Source organism: Pseudomonas sp. Irchel 3F6 (genome assembly GCF_900187595.1).
In the GTDB taxonomy this organism is placed as follows: domain Bacteria; phylum Pseudomonadota; class Gammaproteobacteria; order Pseudomonadales; family Pseudomonadaceae; genus Aquipseudomonas; species Aquipseudomonas siliginis.
The window spans coordinates 284,897-305,279 of sequence record NZ_FYDP01000004.1; the positions used below are offsets into that span (position 1 = coordinate 284,897).

The window sequence follows — 20,383 nt, forward strand, 5'->3', positions numbered from 1 at the left end:
CCTGCTATGCTGGTTTGACCGTGTCGATTGACGCCAAGCGCCAGCCAGGAGAGCCCGTCATGTCCCAGTCGCCGTCCCTGAGCCAGTTACGCGATCCCGAAGCCTTTCTGCGCCGCCACCTTGGCCCGGATGCCGCCGAGCAGCAGGCGATGCTCGACAGCCTGGGCTTGGGCAGTCGTGCCGAGCTGATCGAGCAGACCGTGCCGCCGGGGATTCGCTTCAATCGCGCACTGGATCTGCCGCCGGCACTCGACGAACAGGCTGCGCTGGCGAAACTACGCGGTTATGCCGAGCAGAATCAGCTGTTCACCAGCCTGATCGGCATGGGTTATCACGGCACCGTCACGCCGACCGTCATTCTGCGTAACGTGCTGGAAAATCCCGGCTGGTACACCGCGTACACCCCATATCAACCAGAGATCGCCCAGGGCCGGCTCGAAGCCCTGCTGAATTTTCAGCAGCTGACCATCGACCTCACCGGCCTGGAACTGGCCAACGCCTCGCTGCTCGATGAGGCCACCGCAGCGGCCGAAGCCATGGCGTTGGCCAGGCGCGTGGCGAAGTCGAAGAGCAATCTGTTTTTTGTGGATGAAAACTGCCATCCGCAAACCCTCTCCGTGGTGCAGACCCGCGCCGAAGGTTTCGGCTTCGAGCTGGTCGTCGACGCGGTGGATAACCTGGCGCAGCACGAGGTGTTCGGCGCGCTGTTGCAATACCCCGACACCCACGGCGAAATCCGCGATCTCAAACCCTTGATCAACCACCTGCACGCGCAACAGGCCCTGGCCTGCGTCGCCACTGATTTGCTCAGCCTGCTGGTGCTGACGCCGCCGGGTGAGTTGGGTGCCGACGTGGTGTTCGGTTCGTCCCAGCGTTTCGGTGTGCCGATGGGTTATGGCGGCCCGCACGCGGCGTTTTTCGCCAGTCGTGAAGAATACAAACGGGCGATTCCGGGACGAATTATCGGTGTATCGAAAGATGCTCGTGGCAACGTCGCGCTGCGCATGGCCCTGCAAACCCGCGAGCAACACATCCGCCGCGAGAAAGCCAATTCGAACATCTGCACAGCGCAGGTATTGCTGGCCAATATCGCCAGTTGCTACGCGGTGTATCACGGCCCCGAAGGCTTGAAGCGTATCGCCCAGCGCGTGCATCGCCTGACCTGCCTCCTCGCGGCGGGACTCGAGCGCAACGGTATCAAACGGCTCAACGAGCAGTTCTTCGACACCCTGACCCTGGAGGTCGGCGGTGCGCAAACGGCGATCATCGAAAGTGCTCAGGCAGCGCAGATCAACCTGCGCATTCTCGGTCGCGGCCGCGTCGGTCTGAGTCTGGATGAGACCTGTGATGAATACACCGTGGCAAAACTGTTCGACGTGCTGCTCGGCGCCGATCACGGCCTGAGCGTTGATGCGCTTGATGCGGAGGACATCGCCTCGGGAATTCCCGACGAACTCCAGCGCAGCACGCCGTACCTGCAACATCCGGTGTTCAACGCTCACCACAGCGAAACCGAGATGCTGCGTTATCTCAAACAGCTGGAAAACAAGGATCTGGCGCTCAACCAATCGATGATCCCGCTGGGCTCGTGCACGATGAAGCTCAACGCCACCAGCGAAATGATCCCGATCACCTGGCCGCAGTTCGCCCATCTGCATCCGTTTGTGCCGAGGGAGCAGGCTGTCGGTTACACGCTGATGATCGAAGAGCTTGAGCGTTGGCTCTGCGCGATTACCGGTTTCGATGCGATCTGCATGCAGCCCAACTCCGGCGCCCAGGGCGAATACGCCGGGCTTTTGGCGATCCGTAAATATCACGAGAGCCGGGGGGAGGGCGCGCGGGATATCTGCCTGATTCCGTCATCGGCCCATGGCACCAACCCGGCCTCGGCGCAGATGGCCGGAATGCGTGTTGTCATTGTCGAATGCGATGAGGCGGGCAACGTCGATCTGGATGATTTGCAGCTGAAAGCCGCCGAGGCCGGGAACAGGTTGTCGTGCCTGATGGCGACCTATCCGTCGACCCATGGCGTTTACGAGGAGGGCATCAGCGAAATTTGCGCAGTGATCCACCAGCACGGCGGCCAGGTGTACATGGATGGCGCCAATCTCAATGCCCAGGTTGGTCTCGCCCGACCGGCGGACATCGGCGCCGACGTGTCGCACATGAACCTGCACAAGACCTTTTGCATTCCCCATGGCGGCGGCGGGCCGGGCATGGGGCCGATCGGCGTTCGTGCGCATCTGGCGCCGTTCGTCGCCAACCATCCGGTGGTGCCGATTGACGGGCCGCTGGCGCAGAACGGCGCAGTCAGCGCAGCACCGTGGGGCAGTGCGAGCATTTTGCCGATCAGTTGGATGTACATCGCCATGATGGGCCCGCAACTGGCGGACGCCAGCGAGGTGGCGATTCTGGCGGCAAATTATCTGGCGCAGCATCTATCCGGGGCATTCCCGGTGCTTTACGCCGGGCGCAACGGCCGGGTGGCGCATGAATGCATTCTTGATTTGCGCCCACTGAAGGCTCAGACCGGCATCAGCGAGGAGGACGTCGCCAAGCGTCTGATGGATTACGGCTTCCACGCGCCGACCATGTCCTTCCCGGTACCGGGTACGTTGATGGTCGAGCCGACCGAGAGCGAGTCCAAGGCAGAGCTCGACCGCTTCATCGCGGCGATGCTGAGCATTCGCGCCGAGATCAATGAAGTGCAGAAGGGCAACTGGCCGGGCGAAGACAACCCGCTCAAACGCGCGCCGCATACGCTGGCCGATGTCACTGGGATCTGGGAACGGCCGTACAGCATCGAACAGGGCATTACCCCGGATGCGCACACCCGATTGCACAAATATTGGCCGGCGGTGAATCGGGTGGATAACGTCTACGGCGATCGAAATCTGTATTGCGCCTGCGTGCCGGTGGATGATTACCGCTGAAGATCAAAAGATCGCAGCTCCTACAGTAGGAATGCATTCCAAAGGTAGGAGCTGCCGAAGGCTGCGATCTTTTGATTCTGGCGCAAAAAAAAAAGCCGCTCGATCGAGCGGCATTTTTGAGGGTGCGAGGCTTACTCGGAAGCCACGGCGTTCTTCGCCAGAATCGCGTTCGCCAGTTCCATGTCCGAAGCCTGCAGGCCCGGGTTGTCGGCGCGGACTTTCTGCATGGCTGCTTCCAGGTACGGGCCACGGATGCCGCCGTCGCTGGCGACGAAGCTGCCGGCGTCGTCCTGGGCGGCGACGATCAGCTTGTGATCCTTGAACGTCAGGTAGGTCGAGCCGGTGGTGGCACCGGAGGAGATGACGTTACGCCAAAAGCTGTCCGCCATGGCCGAACCAACGGGAAGCGACAGCAGGGCCAAGGTGGCGACAGCAAGTTTGAGACGCATGATGAGGTGACTCCTGGGATTGACTACGGCGTTGGATAGCCGATCCCCCGATCCAGTTCCGTGCTGAATTATTTCAACTCACTTTGCGGCGTCACCCGCAGCACTTCTTCCACCGTGGTCAGCCCCGCCGCGACTTTCTGCGCGCCGGACAGGCGCAGGCTGCGCATGCCTTCCTTGAATGCCTGACGCCTGATCGCGGTGAGGTCGGTATCCGGGGTGATCAGCGCTTTGAGGCTGTCGCTCAGTTGCATGATTTCGTAGACCCCGGCGCGGCCGCGATAGCCGGTGTCGCGGCATTCCAGGCAACCGATCGCTCGCTGCGCATTGCTCGGCAGCGGCGCTTGCCAGGGCCGGGTCAGGGTTTGCCAGTCTTCATCCTCGAGCGTCAGTGGCGCCTTGCAGTGCGGGCACAAGGTGCGCACCAGACGCTGAGCCATAACGCCGAGCACGGTGGCTTTGATCAGGTAATGCGGCACACCGAGTTCGAGCAAACGGCTGATGGCGCTCGGTGCATCGTTGGTGTGCAGGGTGGACAAGACCAAGTGGCCGGTGAGTGCGGCCTGAATCGCCATTTCGGCCGTTTCCAGATCGCGGATCTCGCCGATCATGATGATGTCCGGGTCCTGCCGCATCAGCGCGCGCACCCCGGCGGCGAAGGTCAGTTCGATGTTGTGCTGCACCTGCATCTGGTTGAAGGCCGGCTCGACCATTTCGATCGGGTCCTCGATGGTGCAGAGGTTGACCTCCGGCGTCGCCAGTTTTTTCAGCGTGGTGTACAGGGTGGTGGTCTTGCCCGAACCGGTCGGCCCGGTGACCAGAATGATGCCGTTGGGCTGGCGGGTCATGTCCTGCCAGCGCCGCAGGTCGTCGGCGCTGAAACCCAACTGGTCGAAATTTTTCAGCAGCACTTCCGGGTCGAAGATCCGCATGACCATTTTTTCGCCGAACGCCGTCGGCAAGGTCGACAAACGCAACTCCACTTCGCCGCCGTCCGGGGTCTTGGTCTTGACCCGGCCATCCTGGGGTTTGCGTTTTTCCGCGACGTTCATGCGACCGAGGCTTTTCAGGCGACTGACAATCGCCATGGTCACCTGCGGCGGGAATTGATAGACGTTGTGCAACACGCCGTCGATGCGAAAGCGCACGGTGCCGTGCTCACGGCGCGGTTCGATGTGGATGTCGCTGGCGCGCTGCTGGAAGGCGTACTGGAACAGCCAGTCGACGATGTTGACGATGTGCGCGTCGTTGGCGTCCGGTTCCTGGTCGCTGGCGCCGAGATTGAGCAGTTGTTCGAAATTGCCGAGGTTGCCGCCCTGGGCGTCGGCATTGCTGGCGCCGCTGACCGATTTGGCCAGACGAAAGAATTCGACGCTGAAGCGCTGGATGTCGACCGGGTTGGCCACAACGCGTTTGATCGGCAGCTTCAACACGTGGGTCAGGTCGGCTTCCCAACCGCTGACGTAGGGCTGAGCGCTGGCCACGGTGACCGAATCGCGGTCCACGGCGACGGCGAGAATCTTGTGGCGCTGGGCGAAGGCATAGGACATCAGCGGCGTGATCGCCGCGACATTGATTTTCAGCGGATCAATGCGCAAATACGGCTGACCGGCCTGTTGCGCCAGCCACAGGGTCAGGCTTTCCAGATCCAGATATTTGCCCGGACGGCTGAGGTCGTCGAGTTGCTGGCTGGCGATGAATTCCAGCGGATGCATCTGCCCGTGAGCAGCATGGCGACGGCGGGCATTGAGCGCCTGTTCCGCCGCGTCCTGGCAGATGAAGCCTTGGGCGACCAGTTCCCGTAATACATCGTTGAGGTCCAGCCAGCGGTCCTGAGTGACAAATTGAACGGACATGCGGCTTTCCTTTTTAAGCGTCATGCGCAAAAGGATAGTCGTGGCTCTGCTGACCGTTGGGCCACTACCCGACGAAGCCGTTGCCGGATTTGTCAGCCGGCAGCCTGGGCGGGCGCTTGCCACGCGGCGTCGGCGTTGTGCAGGTCCACCGCGCAGACGCTGATCAGGTTGCGCAGTTTTCCCGCGATCACTTGCGCGCGATGCCAGCTCAGGCCGCCCATTAGCAGGTCGATCGACAGCAGATCGTCCTGGCGCTGGACGTTGACCTGCTCCGGCGTCAGAAACTGCAAAGCGAACAGATTCAGCACCCGCACCAGCAGATCCGGCTCGGCCTCGGCGAGGATCCGGTACTGCGCCAGGCAGTGAGCGTTGTTGACGTTCCAGACATCGACGCGGGTGGGGGTGCTGTTCACGGCTTCAAGGTGCGGCATGGCGAGTCTCCAAAATCACTGGAGAAATTTTTACATTCGGTGCGGGGTATTTCTTGGCTATGATCGGCGTCTGAACGGATTTATCGAAAGAGTTGATTCGTGAAAGCTGATCTTTGAGGATTTTTTATGCACAGCGAGCTGGACGCCTACGACCGCAAGATCCTCGCCTTGCTCCAGGAAGACGCTTCGCTGTCGAGCGCGCAGATCGCCGAGCAGGTCGGCTTGTCGCAATCGCCGTGCTGGCGGCGGATTCAGCGGATGAAGGAGGAGGGCATTATTCGCGGTCAGGTGACCTTGCTGGATCGCAAGAAGATCGGCCTGAACACGCAGATCTTTGCCGAGATCAAACTCAACGCTCATGGGCGTTCGAACTTCACTGAATTCACCGAGGCGATTCGCGGCTTTCCGGAAGTGCTGGAGTGTTATGTGCTGATGGGTGCGGTGGACTTCATGTTGCGCATAGTCGCGGCGGACATTGAGGCGTACGAGCGGTTCTTTTTCGAAAAGCTGTCGCTGGTGCCGGGGATACAGGAAGTGAATTCGATCGTGGCGCTTTCTGAAATCAAGTCCACCACCAGCCTGCCGGTCTAGTGCGGATGGCCTTTGTGGCGAGGGGATTTATCCCCGCTGGGCTGCGCAGCAGACCCTGCTTGATCGTTCCCACGCTCCGCGTGGGAATGCAGCCCGGGACGCTCTGCGTCCCAAAGCGGACGCAGAGCGTCCATTGAGGCGTGCCCACGCAGAGCGTGGGAACGATCAGGTGGGAAGGTGTTTAGCTGCGCAGGAGGATTTTCCAGGCGCGGTTCTGGTACACCGCAATTGCCTGATGCTTGCGCGCATCGAGCAGTTCGTCGGTGATGGTCGGCTCGTTGGCCAGTTGCGCCAGTTTGTTCAGCTCACCGTACAGGCGATCCATTTCCGGGATGTCCAGCACGTTGCGCGCATGGTGCAACCAGACCTGAATGCGTTCGATACGCGGCAGTTGTTCAGCAAGATCTTCCGGCTGCTGCTGATAGCGTTGCAGCTGCAGAGCAGTGGCTTCTTCGCCGAGCAGACGCGGCAGCCAGCTGTGCAGTTGCGCGTCACCCTGACGATTACCGCGAGTATTGCGGTCGGCGGTCCAGGTGCGGGCCAGCAGCCAGCGTGAAGCGTGCAGCGAGAACTGGCCCCAGCGCGGGTCTTCCAGCTCTTCGAGGAACTGCTCGGGCGCGGCCTTGCGCACGTCTTCGTCTTCGATGCCGACCTGTACCAGTGGACGCCAGTCTTCCAGCAAGGCATCGAGGGCCACGCGCAAATCGTGGGTCGACTGACGCGGCGCGGCCTGGCCGAGGCTGCTGAGCAGGGCGCGCATTTCCGCGAGGTTCTCGACCCAGTCCTGCAGCAGACGCCAGTGGCCGTTGAAGCGATATTGTTCGGCCAGACGCTGGCTGCTGCCGAGCAGATGCCAGCTCAGCGCGGCGAAGGCGTCGTCGAGACGGGTTTCGCTGGTCAGCTGCGGCGCTGGCAGGCTCAGCGAGTAGCTGTTGGCGTCGTGCAGGCGATAACCACGCTCGGCCTTGCTGATATCGCATGGCATCAGCGCCAGGGTTTCGGCCAGTTCGGCAGCCAGTTCCAGCAACGCGGCAGGCTCGCCTTCGCGCAATTCCAGTTCCAGTTCGCAGATTTCTTCTTTCTGTTTGCCGACCACTACGTGGCCGAGATCCAGCGCGGCCTCGATAACCACTTTGGTCTTGCCACGGCCCCAGGCGATTTCGGCGCGCTCGCGGACGAAATCGGTGGTGAAGATCGGCTTGAGGGTTTTCTTGTCCAGCTCGGCGAGCGACTCGGGCCAGCATTCGCCGTCGAGTTTCTTCACGTCGAGCTTGGCTTTCGGCAGTTTCCAGTCGTACTCGTTACGCTCGGACAGACCGGCGACGCTCTGGCCGCGGGTCTTGAGAGTTTGAATCACTTCGTCACCGTCCTTGCGCAGGCGCAGGGCGACCTTGGCCTGGGCGAGGTCGCGCTCGGGGGTGTCGAAGTACTGGTTCATCAACTCACGGCGTTCCCAGCCACTTTTGTTGCGTTTCTTCAGCAGCGGGTGCTCGCGCAGGGCAGCGAGGGTTTCGCGGCTGACGCGGAGTTTGATTTCAGTTTCTTTTTGCATGGCCGGAACATCCAGAATCGGGAGCGCAGCCGGGGGAATGTGTGGCTGCCAAGGCCGTGCAGTGTACAGGAGTCAAAGTTCCTACGCCCTGCGGCGGTTTATTCCGCGCGCCGGATGGTTCTATAGTGGGCCTCAATCCGGGACCTGGAGTCAGTGATGCCATTGCCGTCCATGCAAGACCAGTTCGCCGCGCTGATTGCCGCGCCATCGGTCAGCTGCACCCAACCGAACCTGGACCAGTCCAACCGCGCCGTCATCGATCTGCTGGCGTGCTGGCTCGGTGACCTGGGTTTCAGCTGCGATATCCAGCAGGTCAGCCCCGGCAAATTCAATCTGCTTGCCAGTATCGGCAGCGGCCCCGGCGGCCTGGTGCTGGCCGGGCACAGCGACACCGTACCTTATGACGACGCGTTGTGGCAGACCGACCCGCTGAAGCTCACCGAAGTCGACGGTCGCTGGGTCGGGCTGGGCAGTTGTGACATGAAGGGCTTCTTCGCGCTGATCATCGAAGCCGTGCGGCCGCTGCTCGATCAGCCGTTCAAGCAACCGCTGCTGATCCTCGCCACCTGCGACGAAGAAAGCTCGATGTCCGGCGCCCGCGCACTGGCCGAGGCCGGGCAGCCGCTGGGCCGCGCGGCGGTGATCGGCGAGCCGACCGGGCTCAAGCCGGTTCGCATGCACAAAGGCATCATGATGGAGCGCATCGACATCCTCGGGCAGAGCGGCCATTCGTCGGATCCGCGCCTGGGCCACAGCGCCCTTGAAGCGATGCACGATGCCATCGGCGAACTGCGCGGTCTGCGTCTGTTGTGGCAGCGTGAATTCAGCAACCCACAGTTCAGCGTGCCGCAACCGACGATGAACTTCGGCTGCATTCATGGCGGCGACAATCCCAATCGCATCTGCGGCCAGTGCTCGCTGGAATTCGACCTGCGGCCGCTGCCGGGCATGGACCCGAGCCTGCTGCGCGCGGAAATCCTGCGCAAGCTCAACCCGGTGGCCGAGCGGCATAAGGTGAAAATCGATTACAAACCGCTGTTCCCGGAAGTGCCGCCGTTCGAGCAGTCCGAAGATGCCGAACTGGTGCGCATCGCTGAAAAGCTCACCGGCCATCGCGCCGAAGCAGTAGCGTTCGGCACCGAAGCGCCTTATCTTCAGCGCCTCGGCTGCGAAACCATCGTCCTCGGCCCCGGCGACATTGCCTGCGCGCATCAACCCGGCGAGTACCTTGAAATGTCACGTTTGCAGCCTACCGTGCATCTGATTCGGCAGTTGATTGAACATTACTGCCTGACGACAGACGAACGATGACGGCCCTGTGTGGGAGCGAGCCTGCTCGCGAAAGCGTTTTGTCAGTCGCCATTGATGAACCTGATCCACCGCTTTCGCGAGCAGGCTCGCTCCCACAGGGTTAGATGTCTTGCATCAACCCGGTAAATTGCCTGCACCCCAACCCGTATTCATGAGGAGAGCGCGCGTGTCGCCAAGCCTGTTCCGACGATAACCATCAGCCCGCTGTGCGTTTTTCGTTTCGCCCCTTTTTTCGGCTGCTCTTTATTACAGGCCCAGGTTCATGCCCGAATACGTCAATTGGCTTCGCCACGCGTCCCCATACATCAATGCCCACCGCGATTGCACCTTCGTCGTCATGCTGCCCGGCGACGGCGTCGAGCATCCGAATTTCGGCAACATCGTCCACGACCTGGTCTTGCTGCACAGTCTTGGCGTGCGTCTGGTGCTGGTGCACGGCTCGCGCCCGCAGATCGAAACCCGCCTCGCCGCCCGTGGCCTGACCCCGCATTACCATCACGGCATGCGCATCACCGATGCCGCGACGCTGGAGTGTGTGATCGATGCGGTCGGCCAGTTGCGCATCGCCATCGAAGCGCGGCTGTCGATGGACATGGCTTCGTCGCCGATGCAGGGCTCGCGCCTGCGCGTGGCCAGCGGCAACCTCGTCACCGCGCGGCCGATCGGTGTGTTGGAAGGTGTCGACTATCACCACACCGGTGAAGTGCGTCGGGTTGATCGCAAGGGCATCAACCGCCTTCTCGACGAGCGCTCGATCGTATTGCTGTCGCCGCTGGGCTATTCGCCGACCGGCGAAATCTTCAACCTTGCCTGCGAAGACGTCGCCACCCGCGCCGCGATTGATCTGGGCGCGGACAAGCTGCTGTTGTTTGGCGCCGAGCTCGGCCTGATCGACGAGAACGGCAAACTGGTACGTGAACTGCGCCCGCAACAAGTGCCGGCACATTTGCAGCGTCTGGGCATGAGCAACTATCAAGCGGAATTGCTCGATGCCGCCGCCGAAGCCTGCCGTGGCGGCGTGGCGCGCAGTCATATCGTCAGTTACGCCGAAGACGGCGCATTGCTAACCGAACTGTTCACCCGTGACGGTGGCGGTACGCTGGTGGCGCAAGAGCAGTTCGAACTGGTGCGCGAAGCGGCGATTGAAGACGTCGGCGGTTTGCTCGACCTGATCAGTCCGCTGGAAGAGCAAGGCATTCTGGTGCGCCGCTCGCGGGAAGTGCTGGAGCGCGAGATCGAGCAGTTCAGCGTGGTCGAGCGCGAAGGCATGATCATCGCCTGTGCGGCGCTGTATCAGATTGCCGATTCCGATGCCGGCGAACTGGCGTGCCTGGCGGTGAATCCGGAATACCGCCACGGCGGACGCGGCGACGAGTTGCTCGAACGCATCGAAACCCGCGCGCGGGCGCAGGGTTTGAAAACCCTGTTCGTACTCACCACGCGCACCGCGCACTGGTTCCGCGAGCGCGGTTTCGAGCCAAGCAGCGTGGAACGCCTGCCAGCGGCGCGGGCGTCGCTGTACAACTATCAGCGCAATTCGAAGATCTTCGAAAAGACCCTCTGAACAACAGCGAGGTCTGTGGCGAGGGGATTTATCCCCGCTGGGTCGCGTAGCGGCCCCCTGTGGTTTCACTTGGAATCGCTGGGGCACTGCTGTGCAGTCCAACGGGGATAAATCCCCTCGCCACTTTCTGCATTCAGTCAGTGATGAATTTGGCGCTGACGTACGGCGAATAATCCGCCAGCACTGTCTCGACCTTGCCCTGTTCCTTCAAGAATTTCGCCGTTTCGGCAATGGCCTCGGCGGTGCCGCCGTCCAGCAGCGCCGTGCTTTGCTGCGCCTTGGCATCCGGGAACGCCGATCCGGCCAGCAGTTCCGGCACATCTGCTGCGTTGGCACCGGTCAATTTGGCGATTTTCTGCACAGGCACCGAGTCGGCCGTCCAGCTGTCTTTGTGTGCGGCGTAATCAGCGAACGACTCCAGGGTGACCTTGGCAAACTTGGCCACGATCTCGGGATGCTTCTCGGCAAAGTCCTTGCGCGCCACCCACACCTCAAAGGTCGGCGCACCCCACTGGCCGACCTGGGCGGCGTCGGTCAGGGTCTTGCCGGTCTTGCGGATCTCGCCCAGCGCCGGCGACCAGACAAAGGCCCCGTCAATGTCGCCACGCTTCCACGCGGCGGCGATTTCCGCCGGTTGCAGGTTGACCACTTTGACTTGCGAGGTATTCAGGCCCCAGTGCTTCAGCGCCCCAAGCAGACTGTAGTGCGAGGTGGACACGAACGGTGTGGCGATGGTTTTACCGATCAGGTCCTGCGGTTTGTCGATGCCGCTGCCGTTGCGCACCACCAATGCTTCGGCGGCATTGATCTGTGCCGAAACGATGAACGCCACGATCGGCAGATTGCGTGAAGCAGCTGCTGCCAGGGGACTTGAGCCAAGGTTGCCGATCTGTACGTCGCCAGAAGCAATGGCAGTGACGACTTCCGGGCCGCTGTTGAAACGACGCCAGTCGATCTTCTCGCCGATGGTTTTTTCATAGACACCATCGGCCTGCGGCACTTTGCTCGGATCGATCCCGGTCTGGTAACCGACCGTCAGACCGGCGGCATGTGTGGAAAAAGAAAACAGTGCCGACACACAAACTGTAACAAATTGACTTGATAGTGCGCGTTTCGCCATGATGCGTCGCCTTTTCGATGGGATTTGCCGTGTTGGGAGCACGGCAAAGCTAATCGATCTAAAAAAAGGTCAACAAATACCATTTAGGAATGAGCTTAGGCGCCGATACGCTGTTTCCCGGCGCGGATGGCCATTAATGGGCCATATACCTGAATGGCATGAAAAAGAACGAATAAATTCTTTTTGGGATTATCAGGAAGTCTTTACGCTGCAGGGACCAAATCACTCGCGATTAGACGATGGTCGTAGACATACAAGGTTACGATTGACTTGGCAGTCACGGTCTGGCGCTAATCGGGGATCTTAGGATTCAGGGCCAATCGACCCCGAACCAGGAACACAAGAATTAGAACGAGAGGAGCGATACATGAACAAGTCCACCTTGGCCCTGGCTGTGGCCGTTGGGGTTATGGCGCAGCAGGCAGGCGCCGCCGGTTTCATCGAAGACAGCAAGGCTACTCTGGGTCTGCGTAACTTCTACATCAACACTGACAACCGTAACGGCACTGCCGAACCAAGCCGCAACGAAGAGTGGGGCCAAGGCTTCGATCTGCGTTTCATTTCCGGTTACACCCAAGGCACTGTCGGCTTCGGTATCGATGCCATCGGCCTGTTGGGCGTACGTCTGGATTCGGGCGGCGGCACCAACGGTAACGTTGCCTCCAACGGCACCCCAGGCACTGCTTACGGCGGCACTGTTTTCCCAAGCGAATCCAACGGTCAGGCAGTTGATAACTTCTCCAGCCTGGGCCTGACAGCCAAAGCGAAGATCTCCCAGACCGAACTGAAGCTGGGTACTCTGCAGCCGAAGAACCCGGTCATCGTCACCAACGACGGTCGTTTGCTGCCGCAAACCTGGCAGGGTGGCCAGATCACTTCCGGCGAGATCAAGGACCTGACTCTGGTCGGTGGCCAGATCGAGCACGTGAAAGGTCGTAACTCCAGCAACAATGAACAGCTGTCGATCGGTGGTGCAAACGCACGCACCGCGAACAGCAACAAGTTCATCTACGCCGGTGGTGATTACAAAATCACCAAGGACCTGACTGCCCAGTACTACTACGGCAATCTGGAAAACTTCTACAAGCAGCATTTCTTGGGTCTGGTGCATAACTGGTCGATCGGTCCAGGTGTGTTGAAGTCCGACTTCCGTTACTTCAATAGCTCCGACGACGGCCGTAATGGCGATGAATCTGCCTATTTCAGCAACGGTGCCTACGGCAACAGTTCGCTGGGTAACGGCAAAGGCAAGGTCGACAACAATCTGTACAGCGGCCTGTTCCTGTACACCGTTGCCGGTCACACCTTTGGTGGCGGCTATCAGGTGAGCAACGGCAGCAGCGACTTCCCTTGGCTGAACCAGGGCGACGGTTCGTCGAACTACACCATCACCGACATGCAGATCCAGAAGTTCAACCGTGCCGGCGAGCGCACCTGGCAAGCACGTTACTCCTATGACTTCGCCAAGGTTGGCGTGCCTGGCCTGACCGCAGGCATGGTTTACCTGCGTGGCGACAATGTCGATACCTACGCGAGTCGTGTGCAAACCTCCAATGGCGCTTCCGAGTGGGAACGCGATCTGACCGTGGCGTACGTGGTTCCGGAAGGCCCGTTGAAGAACGTCGGCTTCATGTGGAAAAACGCTTCGTGGCGCACCGACATCGCTGGTCAACGCGACCAGGACGAAAACCGCCTGATCCTCAGCTACTCGATCCCGCTGCTGTAATAGCGCTCGAGCAACTGAAGCAAAAAAAAGCCCCGTCCGGCATCGCGCCGGACGGGGCTTTTGCGTTTCGAGTCAGGCTCACCCCCGTAAGCCCTTCTCGATTTCCCTCTTTGCTGCAACTCAAGGCCTTCTCGAACCTTGCGTTGGATGTTCGTCGCGATGCGGGTCGGTGTCCAATGAACAGATGTTTAATATTCATTAATGATCTAGATATCTAGTTATTTATTCTTTTTCACGCTGATCGATCCCGAGCTACAGTTGTTGCCTCCCATCCCTCATCAGGAGCAGCACCATGAGCCTCAGACTCGGCGACATCGCCCCCGATTTCGAACAGGACTCCAGCGCCGGCAAGATTCGTTTTCACGAATGGCTGGGCGATAGCTGGGGCGTGCTGTTTTCCCATCCGGCGGACTTCACTCCGGTGTGCACCACCGAGCTGGGTTTCACCGCCAAGCTCAAGGATGAATTCAGCCGACGCGGCGTCAAGGCCATCGCGCTGTCGGTTGACCCGGTGGACTCGCACCACAAGTGGATCGAGGACATCAACGAAACCCAGAACACTATCGTCAACTTCCCGATCCTGGCCGATGCCGATCGCAAGGTCTCCGATCTCTACGACCTGATCCACCCGAACGCCAATGACACGCTGACCGTGCGTTCACTGTTCGTCATCGACCCGAACAAGAAGATCCGTCTGACCATCACCTACCCGGCGAGCACCGGGCGTAATTTCCACGAGATTCTGCGGGTGATCGACTCGCTGCAACTCACCGACAACTACAAAGTCGCCACACCGGCTAACTGGCAGGACGGTGAAGAAGTGGTGATCGTGCCGTCGCTCAAGGATGAGGACGAGATAAAGCAGCGCTTCCCCAAAGGTTATCGCGCGGTGAAGCCGTACCTGCGCCTGACGCCGCAGCCGAACAAATAAGATTTGTGGTGCAGTCACCGCCGCTTTCGCGAGCAGGCTCGCTCCCACATTTGCAATGCATTCCCCTGTGGGAGCGAGCCTGCTCGCGAAGGCGTCAGTCCAGGCACTTGAGAATCCAGAATCACAACGCAGGGGAATTTCGGCCGTTTCGACGGCCTTTTTTTTCGCCTGGATTCTGCTTATCTTCATATTTCTTAAACGCATAACCAAATGAATAAATATGATTTATGGATATATAAATCAGCTGGTAAGGTCACTGCCATTGAAGCGAGATCGCAGCCTGCGAATCGCCTGTAACGCTTAAAGGAATCTGCAATGCTGGTCGTCTCACTCGGTGGCAGCCCCAGCCTGCGCTCCCGTTCCGGGGTGCTGCTGGAGCGTTCGCAACGCTGGTTGCAACAGCAAGGGGTGGAAGTGGTGAGTTATCAGGTGCGGGACTTCCCGGCCGAGGATCTGCTCCACGCGCGCTTCGACAGTCCGAAGGTCCTCGACTTGTTGCAACAGATCGCAAACGCCGATGGCCTGCTGATCGCCACGCCGGTTTACAAGGCCTCGTTTTCCGGTGCGCTGAAGACCCTGATGGATCTGCTCCCCGAGCGTGCCTTGAACCACAAGATTGTCTTGCCGATGGCCACGGGCGGCAGCATCGCTCACATGCTGGTGGTCGATTACGCCCTCAAGCCCGTGCTGTCGGCACTCAAAGCGCAGGAAATGCTTCAGGGTATTTTCGCCGAGGACAGCCAGATCGCTTATGGCGAAGGCAGTGCCGCCGCGCAACTGGCGCCTGCCCTGGAGCAACGGTTACACGAGGCCCTGGATCAGTTCATCGGCGCCATGGCGCGCCGGCCGAAACCGCTGGAGCCAGGCCTGCTGAACGAACGTTTGTTGAGTGCTCGCTGGAGCATTTAAGCCTCATCGAAATTTGAAGTACTGGCCTTACTCGCCCGCCAACGGGCAAGCAGGTGCAGCCACAACCCAACAGCAAAAAGGAGAGCGCTATGCGCACTGTATTTTTGCGTCGTGGTCTGGTCGCTCTGTTTGCTGCGGCTGTCACCTTCGGCGCCATCACCCAAGCTCAAGCCGAGACATTGCGGATCGGTTATCAGAAGTACGGCACGCTGGTGCTGCTCAAAGCCAAAGGCACGCTGGAAAAACGTCTGGCGGCGCAAGGCGTCGACGTGCAATGGACGGAATTCCCCGGCGGCCCGCAGCTGCTCGAAGGCCTCAACGTTGGCTCGATCGATTTCGGCGTGACCGGCGAAACTCCACCGGTTTTCGCCCAGGCCGCTGGCGCGGATCTGCTCTACGTCGCCTATGAACCGCCAGCACCGAACAGCGAAGCGATCCTCGTACCGAAAGACTCGCCGATCAAATCGGTGGCCGATCTCAAAGGCAAGAAAGTCGCCCTGAACAAAGGCTCCAACGTCCACTACCTGCTGGTGCGCGCGCTGGAAGACGCCGGCCTCAAGTACAGCGATATTCAGACCGTGTTCCTGCCGCCGGCCGATGCCCGCGCTGCGTTCGAACGTGGCAGCGTTGACGCCTGGGTCATCTGGGATCCGTATCAGGCCGCTGCCGAGAAACAACTGCAAGCGCTCACCCTGCGTGACGGCAAAGGCATCGTCGACAACCACCAGTTCTATCTGGCCACAAAACCTTACGCGCAGAAAAATCCCGAGGTGATCAAGACCCTCGTCGAAGAGGTGCGCGCGGTTGGTGAATGGTCGAAAGCCAATCCCGAAGACGTGACGCAACAGGTCGCGCCACTGCTTGGCCTGCCGGCGGACATCACCCTGACCTCGGTGAAACGCCAGGGCTACGGCGCGCTGTTCCTGACCCCGGAAGTGGTCGCTGCGCAACAGAAAATCGCCGACACGTTCTTCCAGCTCAAGCTGATTCCCAAGCCGTTGAGCATCAAGGATGTGATCTGGACCCCGCCGGCCGCTGTGGCCCAAAGCTCCCAAGCCCAGTAATTCGAATCCACAAGGAGACCACTCCATGAGCCTCAACATCTTCTGGTTCCTGCCGACCCACGGCGACGGCCATTACCTTGGCACCGCCGAAGGCGCCCGCGCGGTTGATCACGGTTATCTGCAACAGGTCGCGCAAGCGGCGGATCGTCTGGGGTTTGGCGGTGTGCTGATACCCACCGGGCGTTCCTGCGAAGACTCATGGCTGGTCGCGGCCTCGCTGATTCCGGTGACCCAGCGTCTGAAATTCCTCGTCGCCCTGCGCCCCGGGATCATTTCCCCGACGGTCGCGGCGCGCCAGGCTGCGACGCTGGATCGTCTGTCCGGCGGGCGTGCCCTGTTCAATCTGGTCACCGGTGGTGACCCGGAAGAACTGGCCGGCGACGGTCTGTTCCTCAACCATGAGGAACGCTATCAAGCCTCGGTGGAATTCACCCGCATCTGGCGCCGTGTGCTGGAAGGCGAAACCGTCGATTACGACGGCGAGCACATCAGCGTCAAAGGCGCGAAGCTGCTGTATCCGCCGATCCAGCAACCGCGTCCGCCGCTGTATTTCGGTGGCTCTTCGGAAGCGGCGCAGGATCTGGCGGCCGAGCAGGTCGAGATGGTTCTGACCTGGGGCGAGCCGCCGGCCGCGGTGGCCGAGAAGATCGCACAAGTGCGTGCCAAAGCTGCCAAGCTCGGCCGCACCGTACGCTTTGGCATTCGCCTGCATGTGATCGTCCGTGAAACCAACGCCGAAGCCTGGCAGGCGGCGGATCGGCTGATCTCGCACCTGGACGACGACACCATCCAGCGTGCCCAGGCCTCGCTGGCGCGCTTCGATTCGGTCGGCCAGCAACGCATGGCCGCGCTGCACGGCGGCAGCCGCGACAACCTTGAAGTCAGCCCGAACCTCTGGGCCGGCGTCGGTCTGGTGCGCGGCGGTGCCGGTACCGCGCTGGTCGGCGATGGCCCGACCGTGGCAGCGCGGGTCAAGGAATATGCGGATCTGGGCATCGACACCTTCATCTTCTCCGGTTATCCACACCTCGAAGAATCGTATCGCGTGGCCGAGTTGCTGTTCCCACACCTCGACGTCGAGCGCCCGGAACTGCCGAAGAGCGCCGGTTATGTCAGCCCGTTCGGCGAGATGGTCGCCAACGACATCCTGCCCAAAGCCGCGTCGCAGAGCTGAGGCGCGGCCATGAACAAATTTATCCACAGCCTCGCGCCTTGGGCGTTGCCGGTGTTGCTGCTGGCGGTGTGGCAGTTGTCGGTGTCGGCCGGTTGGTTGTCGACGCGGATTCTGCCGGCACCGGTGGCGGTGATCGAAGCCGGTGTCAGTCTGGTGCGCAGCGGCGAGATCTGGACACACCTGGCGATCAGCGGCTGGCGCGCAGCACTCGGTTTCACCATCGGCGGCAGCATCGGTCTGGTGCTGGGTTTCATCACCGGCCTGTCGAAGTGGGGCGAACGCCTGCTCGACAGCTCGGTGCAGATGATCCGCAACGTGCCGCACCTGGCGCTGATTCCGCTGGTGATCCTGTGGTTCGGCATTGACGAGTCAGCGAAGATTTTCCTCGTGGCGCTGGGCACTTTGTTCCCGATTTACCTCAATACTTACCACGGCATCCGCAACGTCGACCCGGCGTTGGTGGAGATGGCGCGCAGTTATGGTCTGAGCGGTTTCAGCCTGTTCTGGCAGGTGATTCTGCCGGGTGCGTTGCCGTCGATTCTGGTCGGCGTGCGCTTCGCCCTGGGCTTCATGTGGCTGACGTTGATCGTCGCTGAAACGATCTCGGCCAGCTCCGGTATCGGCTATCTGGCGATGAACGCCCGCGAGTTCTTGCAGACCGACGTGGTGGTGCTGGCGATCCTGCTTTACGCGGTGCTCGGCAAACTCGCCGACCTCGCCGCGCGGGGACTTGAGCGCGTGTGGCTACGCTGGCATCCGGCCTATCAGGTTGCCAAGGGAGGTGCGGCATGACTGCTCAACAACCTCCACGCCTGCTGCGCGGGATACCGCTGGCGGTGCGCAACCTGCAGAAAACCTTCGGCTCACGCCAAGTGTTGCGCGACATCGATCTGCACATTCCGGCGGGGCAGTTTGTCGCCGTGGTCGGGCGCAGCGGTTGTGGCAAGAGCACGTTTTTGCGCCTGCTCGCCGGCCTCGATCAACCGACTGGCGGCGAGCTGCTGGCCGGTTCCGCGCCGCTCAGCCAGGCGCGCGACGATACGCGGCTGATGTTCCAGGAAGCGCGGCTGCTGCCGTGGAAAAAGATCATCGACAACGTCGGTCTCGGCCTCAAGGGCAACTGGCGCCAGCAAGCGCTGGATGCACTGGAAGCAGTGGGCCTGGCAGATCGCGCCAATGAGTGGCCGGCAGCATTGTCCGGTGGCCAGAAGCAGCGCGTGGCGTTGGCCCGGGCGCTGATTCACCAGCCGCGTCTGCTGCTGCTCGACGAACCGCTCGGCGCACTGGATGCCCTGACCCGCATCGAGATGCAGCAACTGATCGAACGGCTCTGGCAGCAACACGGTTTTACCGTGCTGCTGGTGACCCATGACGTCAGTGAAGCGGTGGCGATCGCCGATCGGGTGATCCTGATCGAGGACGGCGAAGTTGGCCTCGACCTGCACGTCGAACTGCCGCGCCCCAGGGTGCGTGGCTCGCATCGCCTCGCCGCACTGGAAACCGAAGTGCTCAACCGTGTTCTGTCCCTGCCCGGCGAACCGCCGGCGCCGGAACCCGTTTCACCCCTGCCTACGCAACTGCGCTGGGCGCAATAACACCTTTATCAACGACAGGAATCAATGCCATGACTATCAAAGCCATCAACGTGCGCAACCAGTTCAAAGGCTCGATCAAGGAAATCGTCCTCGGCGACGTGCTGTCGGAAATCGACGTGCAGACCGCTTCGGGCATCGTCACTTCGGTGATCACCACCCGTTCTGTGAAAGAGTTGGAGCTGGTGGTCGGCAGTGAGGTGATCGCCTTTGTGAAATCCACCGAGGTGTCCATCGCCAAGTTGTGAGCCGGTGAGCAAAAAACAACCCCGGAGGGTGTGAGCCCTGCGGGGTTTTTTGTGCCTGTCGCGGATTCGGCGGCGCGGCTTTCGCGAGCAGGCTCGCTCCCACAGGGGAACGCATTTCAAATGTGGGAGCGAGCCTGCTCGCGAAAGGGCCGGTGCATGCGCTAGAGATTTCTTTTGGGTAGATACGGCGGAAGGTACAACCCGATATAGGCATCAAACACGCGCATCCCTTCCTCGGCCATGCGCGGGGTGATCTGCCCGTGCTGCTGCACCGAACGTGCATAGACCCGGTCGCCCAGTTCCATCGCCAGGGCAAACACATCGACATCGTCCGGCAGCCTCGGCAACTCGAAATGCTGGTCGAACAGCTTGTGCATCAGGTCGCCCAGTTCCAGATCGTGCTGGCGGTCGGCCTGGGTGACTTCGGTCAGGCCATGTTGCGCCAGAATCAATTGCCGTGCGGCGGCATCCTGATCGTAGATCTCGAGCATGCGCTGTTCGACCAGTCGCGACAGATCTCGCCAGTCGCGCAAGGCATCATGATCGATCGGTGCTTGCAGGCAAGCGCGGAAGGCTGCGTGGACATCGGCGGTCAGCGCTTCGAGCAGCGCCGGGACGCTGGCGAAAAAGTGATACACGGAGGAGGGCGGAATCTGCGCGCGCTCGGCCACGCTGTAAATCGACAGACTGGCCACGCCCTCCGCCGCCAGCAACGTGCGCGCGGCATCGAGGATCGAATCGATCCGCGCCTGACTGCGGGCACGGGGTTTGCGGACGGTGGCGGGACGCGTCATGGAAGTCTCCTGCGGGGCAGCGGGCATTGTACGAGGCGGTTCAGGTGTTGTCTGCCAGTACCCTGTGGCGAGGGGATTTAGCGAAACGTCGCACCGCCCCGTTCGGCTGCGCAGCAGTCGTAAACCCTGAGAGCCGGGTAT

At 61.0% G+C, this 20,383-nt stretch carries 18 protein-coding genes; 12 read left to right on the plus strand and 6 right to left on the minus strand.

What is annotated here, in order from left to right; translation table 11 throughout:
• The first annotated feature begins 59 nt into the window (after positions 1–59).
• Positions 60–2,933 (plus strand): aminomethyl-transferring glycine dehydrogenase, encoded by a 2,874-nt coding sequence (gene gcvP / locus CKW30_RS15835; protein WP_095181285.1) that lies wholly within the window; start codon positions 60–62, stop codon positions 2,931–2,933.
• 131 nt (positions 2,934–3,064) lie between these two features.
• Here gcvP and CKW30_RS15840 read toward each other — a convergent pair whose 3' ends face one another.
• The 3 genes from CKW30_RS15840 to CKW30_RS15850 form a co-directional block, all read right to left on the minus strand.
• On the minus strand, positions 3,065–3,385 hold the full coding sequence (locus CKW30_RS15840; protein ID WP_172667868.1) for a DUF2388 domain-containing protein: 321 nt from the start codon (positions 3,383–3,385) through the stop codon (positions 3,065–3,067).
• Between the two features lie 65 nt (positions 3,386–3,450).
• The gene (locus CKW30_RS15845; protein ID WP_095181286.1) at positions 3,451–5,235 is read right to left on the minus strand and encodes a GspE/PulE family protein; all 1,785 of its coding nucleotides are present in this window, start codon (positions 5,233–5,235) and stop codon (positions 3,451–3,453) included.
• Between the two features lie 92 nt (positions 5,236–5,327).
• Positions 5,328–5,666, minus strand: a complete 339-nt coding sequence (locus CKW30_RS15850) for a hypothetical protein (RefSeq protein ID WP_095181287.1) — start codon at positions 5,664–5,666, stop codon at positions 5,328–5,330.
• A 126-nt stretch (positions 5,667–5,792) separates the two neighbouring features.
• On the opposite strand from CKW30_RS15850, the gene CKW30_RS15855 reads away from it, so the two are divergent.
• On the plus strand, positions 5,793–6,257 hold the full coding sequence (locus CKW30_RS15855; RefSeq protein WP_024014730.1) for an Lrp/AsnC family transcriptional regulator: 465 nt from the start codon (positions 5,793–5,795) through the stop codon (positions 6,255–6,257).
• A gap of 181 nt (positions 6,258–6,438) precedes the next feature.
• Here CKW30_RS15855 and CKW30_RS15860 read toward each other — a convergent pair whose 3' ends face one another.
• A complete protein-coding gene (locus CKW30_RS15860; protein WP_095181288.1) occupies positions 6,439–7,809 on the minus strand; it encodes an inorganic triphosphatase in 1,371 nt (456 codons plus the stop codon).
• A gap of 156 nt (positions 7,810–7,965) precedes the next feature.
• Between CKW30_RS15860 and argE the strand changes: the two genes are divergently transcribed.
• Both argE and argA read left to right on the plus strand, forming a co-directional pair.
• The gene (argE, locus tag CKW30_RS15865; protein WP_095181289.1) at positions 7,966–9,120 is read left to right on the plus strand and encodes an acetylornithine deacetylase; all 1,155 of its coding nucleotides are present in this window, start codon (positions 7,966–7,968) and stop codon (positions 9,118–9,120) included.
• Positions 9,121–9,382: 262 nt separating this feature from the next.
• The gene (gene argA, locus CKW30_RS15870) at positions 9,383–10,684 is read left to right on the plus strand and encodes an amino-acid N-acetyltransferase (protein ID WP_016772647.1); all 1,302 of its coding nucleotides are present in this window, start codon (positions 9,383–9,385) and stop codon (positions 10,682–10,684) included.
• A 133-nt stretch (positions 10,685–10,817) separates the two neighbouring features.
• On the opposite strand, the gene tauA is transcribed toward argA, so the two are convergent.
• Complete coding sequence (gene tauA, locus CKW30_RS15875) at positions 10,818–11,807, minus strand: taurine ABC transporter substrate-binding protein (RefSeq protein WP_095181433.1); 990 nt, start codon at positions 11,805–11,807, stop codon at positions 10,818–10,820.
• A 364-nt stretch (positions 11,808–12,171) separates the two neighbouring features.
• On the opposite strand from tauA, the gene CKW30_RS15880 reads away from it, so the two are divergent.
• The 8 genes from CKW30_RS15880 to CKW30_RS15915 all read left to right on the plus strand — a co-directional run bounded on the left by CKW30_RS15880 (position 12,172) and on the right by CKW30_RS15915 (position 19,448).
• Positions 12,172–13,530: an OprD family porin gene (locus CKW30_RS15880; protein ID WP_095181290.1), complete on the plus strand. Its 1,359-nt coding sequence runs from the start codon at positions 12,172–12,174 to the stop codon at positions 13,528–13,530.
• 292 nt (positions 13,531–13,822) lie between these two features.
• Complete coding sequence (locus CKW30_RS15885; RefSeq protein ID WP_041476878.1) at positions 13,823–14,461, plus strand: peroxiredoxin; 639 nt, start codon at positions 13,823–13,825, stop codon at positions 14,459–14,461.
• Positions 14,462–14,776: 315 nt separating this feature from the next.
• Positions 14,777–15,370 (plus strand): NADPH-dependent FMN reductase, encoded by a 594-nt coding sequence (gene ssuE, locus CKW30_RS15890; RefSeq protein ID WP_095181291.1) that lies wholly within the window; start codon positions 14,777–14,779, stop codon positions 15,368–15,370.
• Positions 15,371–15,459: 89 nt separating this feature from the next.
• On the plus strand, positions 15,460–16,434 hold the full coding sequence (locus tag CKW30_RS15895) for a sulfonate ABC transporter substrate-binding protein (protein ID WP_095181292.1): 975 nt from the start codon (positions 15,460–15,462) through the stop codon (positions 16,432–16,434).
• A 25-nt stretch (positions 16,435–16,459) separates the two neighbouring features.
• Complete coding sequence (ssuD, locus tag CKW30_RS15900) at positions 16,460–17,608, plus strand: FMNH2-dependent alkanesulfonate monooxygenase (protein WP_016772653.1); 1,149 nt, start codon at positions 16,460–16,462, stop codon at positions 17,606–17,608.
• A 9-nt stretch (positions 17,609–17,617) separates the two neighbouring features.
• Positions 17,618–18,400, plus strand: a complete 783-nt coding sequence (gene ssuC / locus CKW30_RS15905) for an aliphatic sulfonate ABC transporter permease SsuC (protein WP_027610511.1) — start codon at positions 17,618–17,620, stop codon at positions 18,398–18,400.
• Positions 18,397–19,203 (plus strand): aliphatic sulfonates ABC transporter ATP-binding protein, encoded by an 807-nt coding sequence (gene ssuB / locus CKW30_RS15910; RefSeq protein WP_095181293.1) that lies wholly within the window; start codon positions 18,397–18,399, stop codon positions 19,201–19,203. Before ssuC ends, ssuB begins: the two co-directional genes overlap by 4 nt.
• Before the next feature lie 29 nt (positions 19,204–19,232).
• The gene (locus CKW30_RS15915; RefSeq protein ID WP_003229256.1) at positions 19,233–19,448 is read left to right on the plus strand and encodes a molybdopterin-binding protein; all 216 of its coding nucleotides are present in this window, start codon (positions 19,233–19,235) and stop codon (positions 19,446–19,448) included.
• A 161-nt stretch (positions 19,449–19,609) separates the two neighbouring features.
• Here CKW30_RS15915 and CKW30_RS15920 read toward each other — a convergent pair whose 3' ends face one another.
• Positions 19,610–20,242 carry a TetR/AcrR family transcriptional regulator gene (locus tag CKW30_RS15920; protein WP_095181294.1) on the minus strand — a complete coding sequence of 211 codons (633 nt, stop codon included), beginning with the start codon at positions 20,240–20,242 and terminating at the stop codon, positions 19,610–19,612.
• Between the last annotated feature and the right edge of the window lie 141 nt (positions 20,243–20,383).

Excerpts from the sequence above, each read along its gene's own strand:
- gcvP (WP_095181285.1), top strand. The coding sequence starts at position 60 with ATGTCCCAGTCGCCGTCCCTGAGCCAGTTACGCGATCCCGAAGCCTTT.
- CKW30_RS15845 (WP_095181286.1), bottom strand. The coding sequence starts at position 5,235 with ATGTCCGTTCAATTTGTCACTCAGGACCGCTGGCTGGACCTCAACGAT.
- CKW30_RS15850 (WP_095181287.1), bottom strand. The coding sequence starts at position 5,666 with ATGCCGCACCTTGAAGCCGTGAACAGCACCCCCACCCGCGTCGATGTC.
- CKW30_RS15855 (WP_024014730.1), top strand. The coding sequence starts at position 5,793 with ATGCACAGCGAGCTGGACGCCTACGACCGCAAGATCCTCGCCTTGCTC.
- CKW30_RS15860 (WP_095181288.1), bottom strand. The coding sequence starts at position 7,809 with ATGCAAAAAGAAACTGAAATCAAACTCCGCGTCAGCCGCGAAACCCTC.
- argE (WP_095181289.1), top strand. The coding sequence starts at position 7,966 with ATGCCATTGCCGTCCATGCAAGACCAGTTCGCCGCGCTGATTGCCGCG.
- argA (WP_016772647.1), top strand. The coding sequence starts at position 9,383 with ATGCCCGAATACGTCAATTGGCTTCGCCACGCGTCCCCATACATCAAT.
- CKW30_RS15880 (WP_095181290.1), top strand. The coding sequence starts at position 12,172 with ATGAACAAGTCCACCTTGGCCCTGGCTGTGGCCGTTGGGGTTATGGCG.
- CKW30_RS15885 (WP_041476878.1), top strand. The coding sequence starts at position 13,823 with ATGAGCCTCAGACTCGGCGACATCGCCCCCGATTTCGAACAGGACTCC.
- ssuE (WP_095181291.1), top strand. The coding sequence starts at position 14,777 with ATGCTGGTCGTCTCACTCGGTGGCAGCCCCAGCCTGCGCTCCCGTTCC.
- CKW30_RS15895 (WP_095181292.1), top strand. The coding sequence starts at position 15,460 with ATGCGCACTGTATTTTTGCGTCGTGGTCTGGTCGCTCTGTTTGCTGCG.
- ssuD (WP_016772653.1), top strand. The coding sequence starts at position 16,460 with ATGAGCCTCAACATCTTCTGGTTCCTGCCGACCCACGGCGACGGCCAT.
- ssuC (WP_027610511.1), top strand. The coding sequence starts at position 17,618 with ATGAACAAATTTATCCACAGCCTCGCGCCTTGGGCGTTGCCGGTGTTG.
- ssuB (WP_095181293.1), top strand. The coding sequence starts at position 18,397 with ATGACTGCTCAACAACCTCCACGCCTGCTGCGCGGGATACCGCTGGCG.
- CKW30_RS15915 (WP_003229256.1), top strand. The coding sequence starts at position 19,233 with ATGACTATCAAAGCCATCAACGTGCGCAACCAGTTCAAAGGCTCGATC.
- CKW30_RS15920 (WP_095181294.1), bottom strand. The coding sequence starts at position 20,242 with ATGACGCGTCCCGCCACCGTCCGCAAACCCCGTGCCCGCAGTCAGGCG.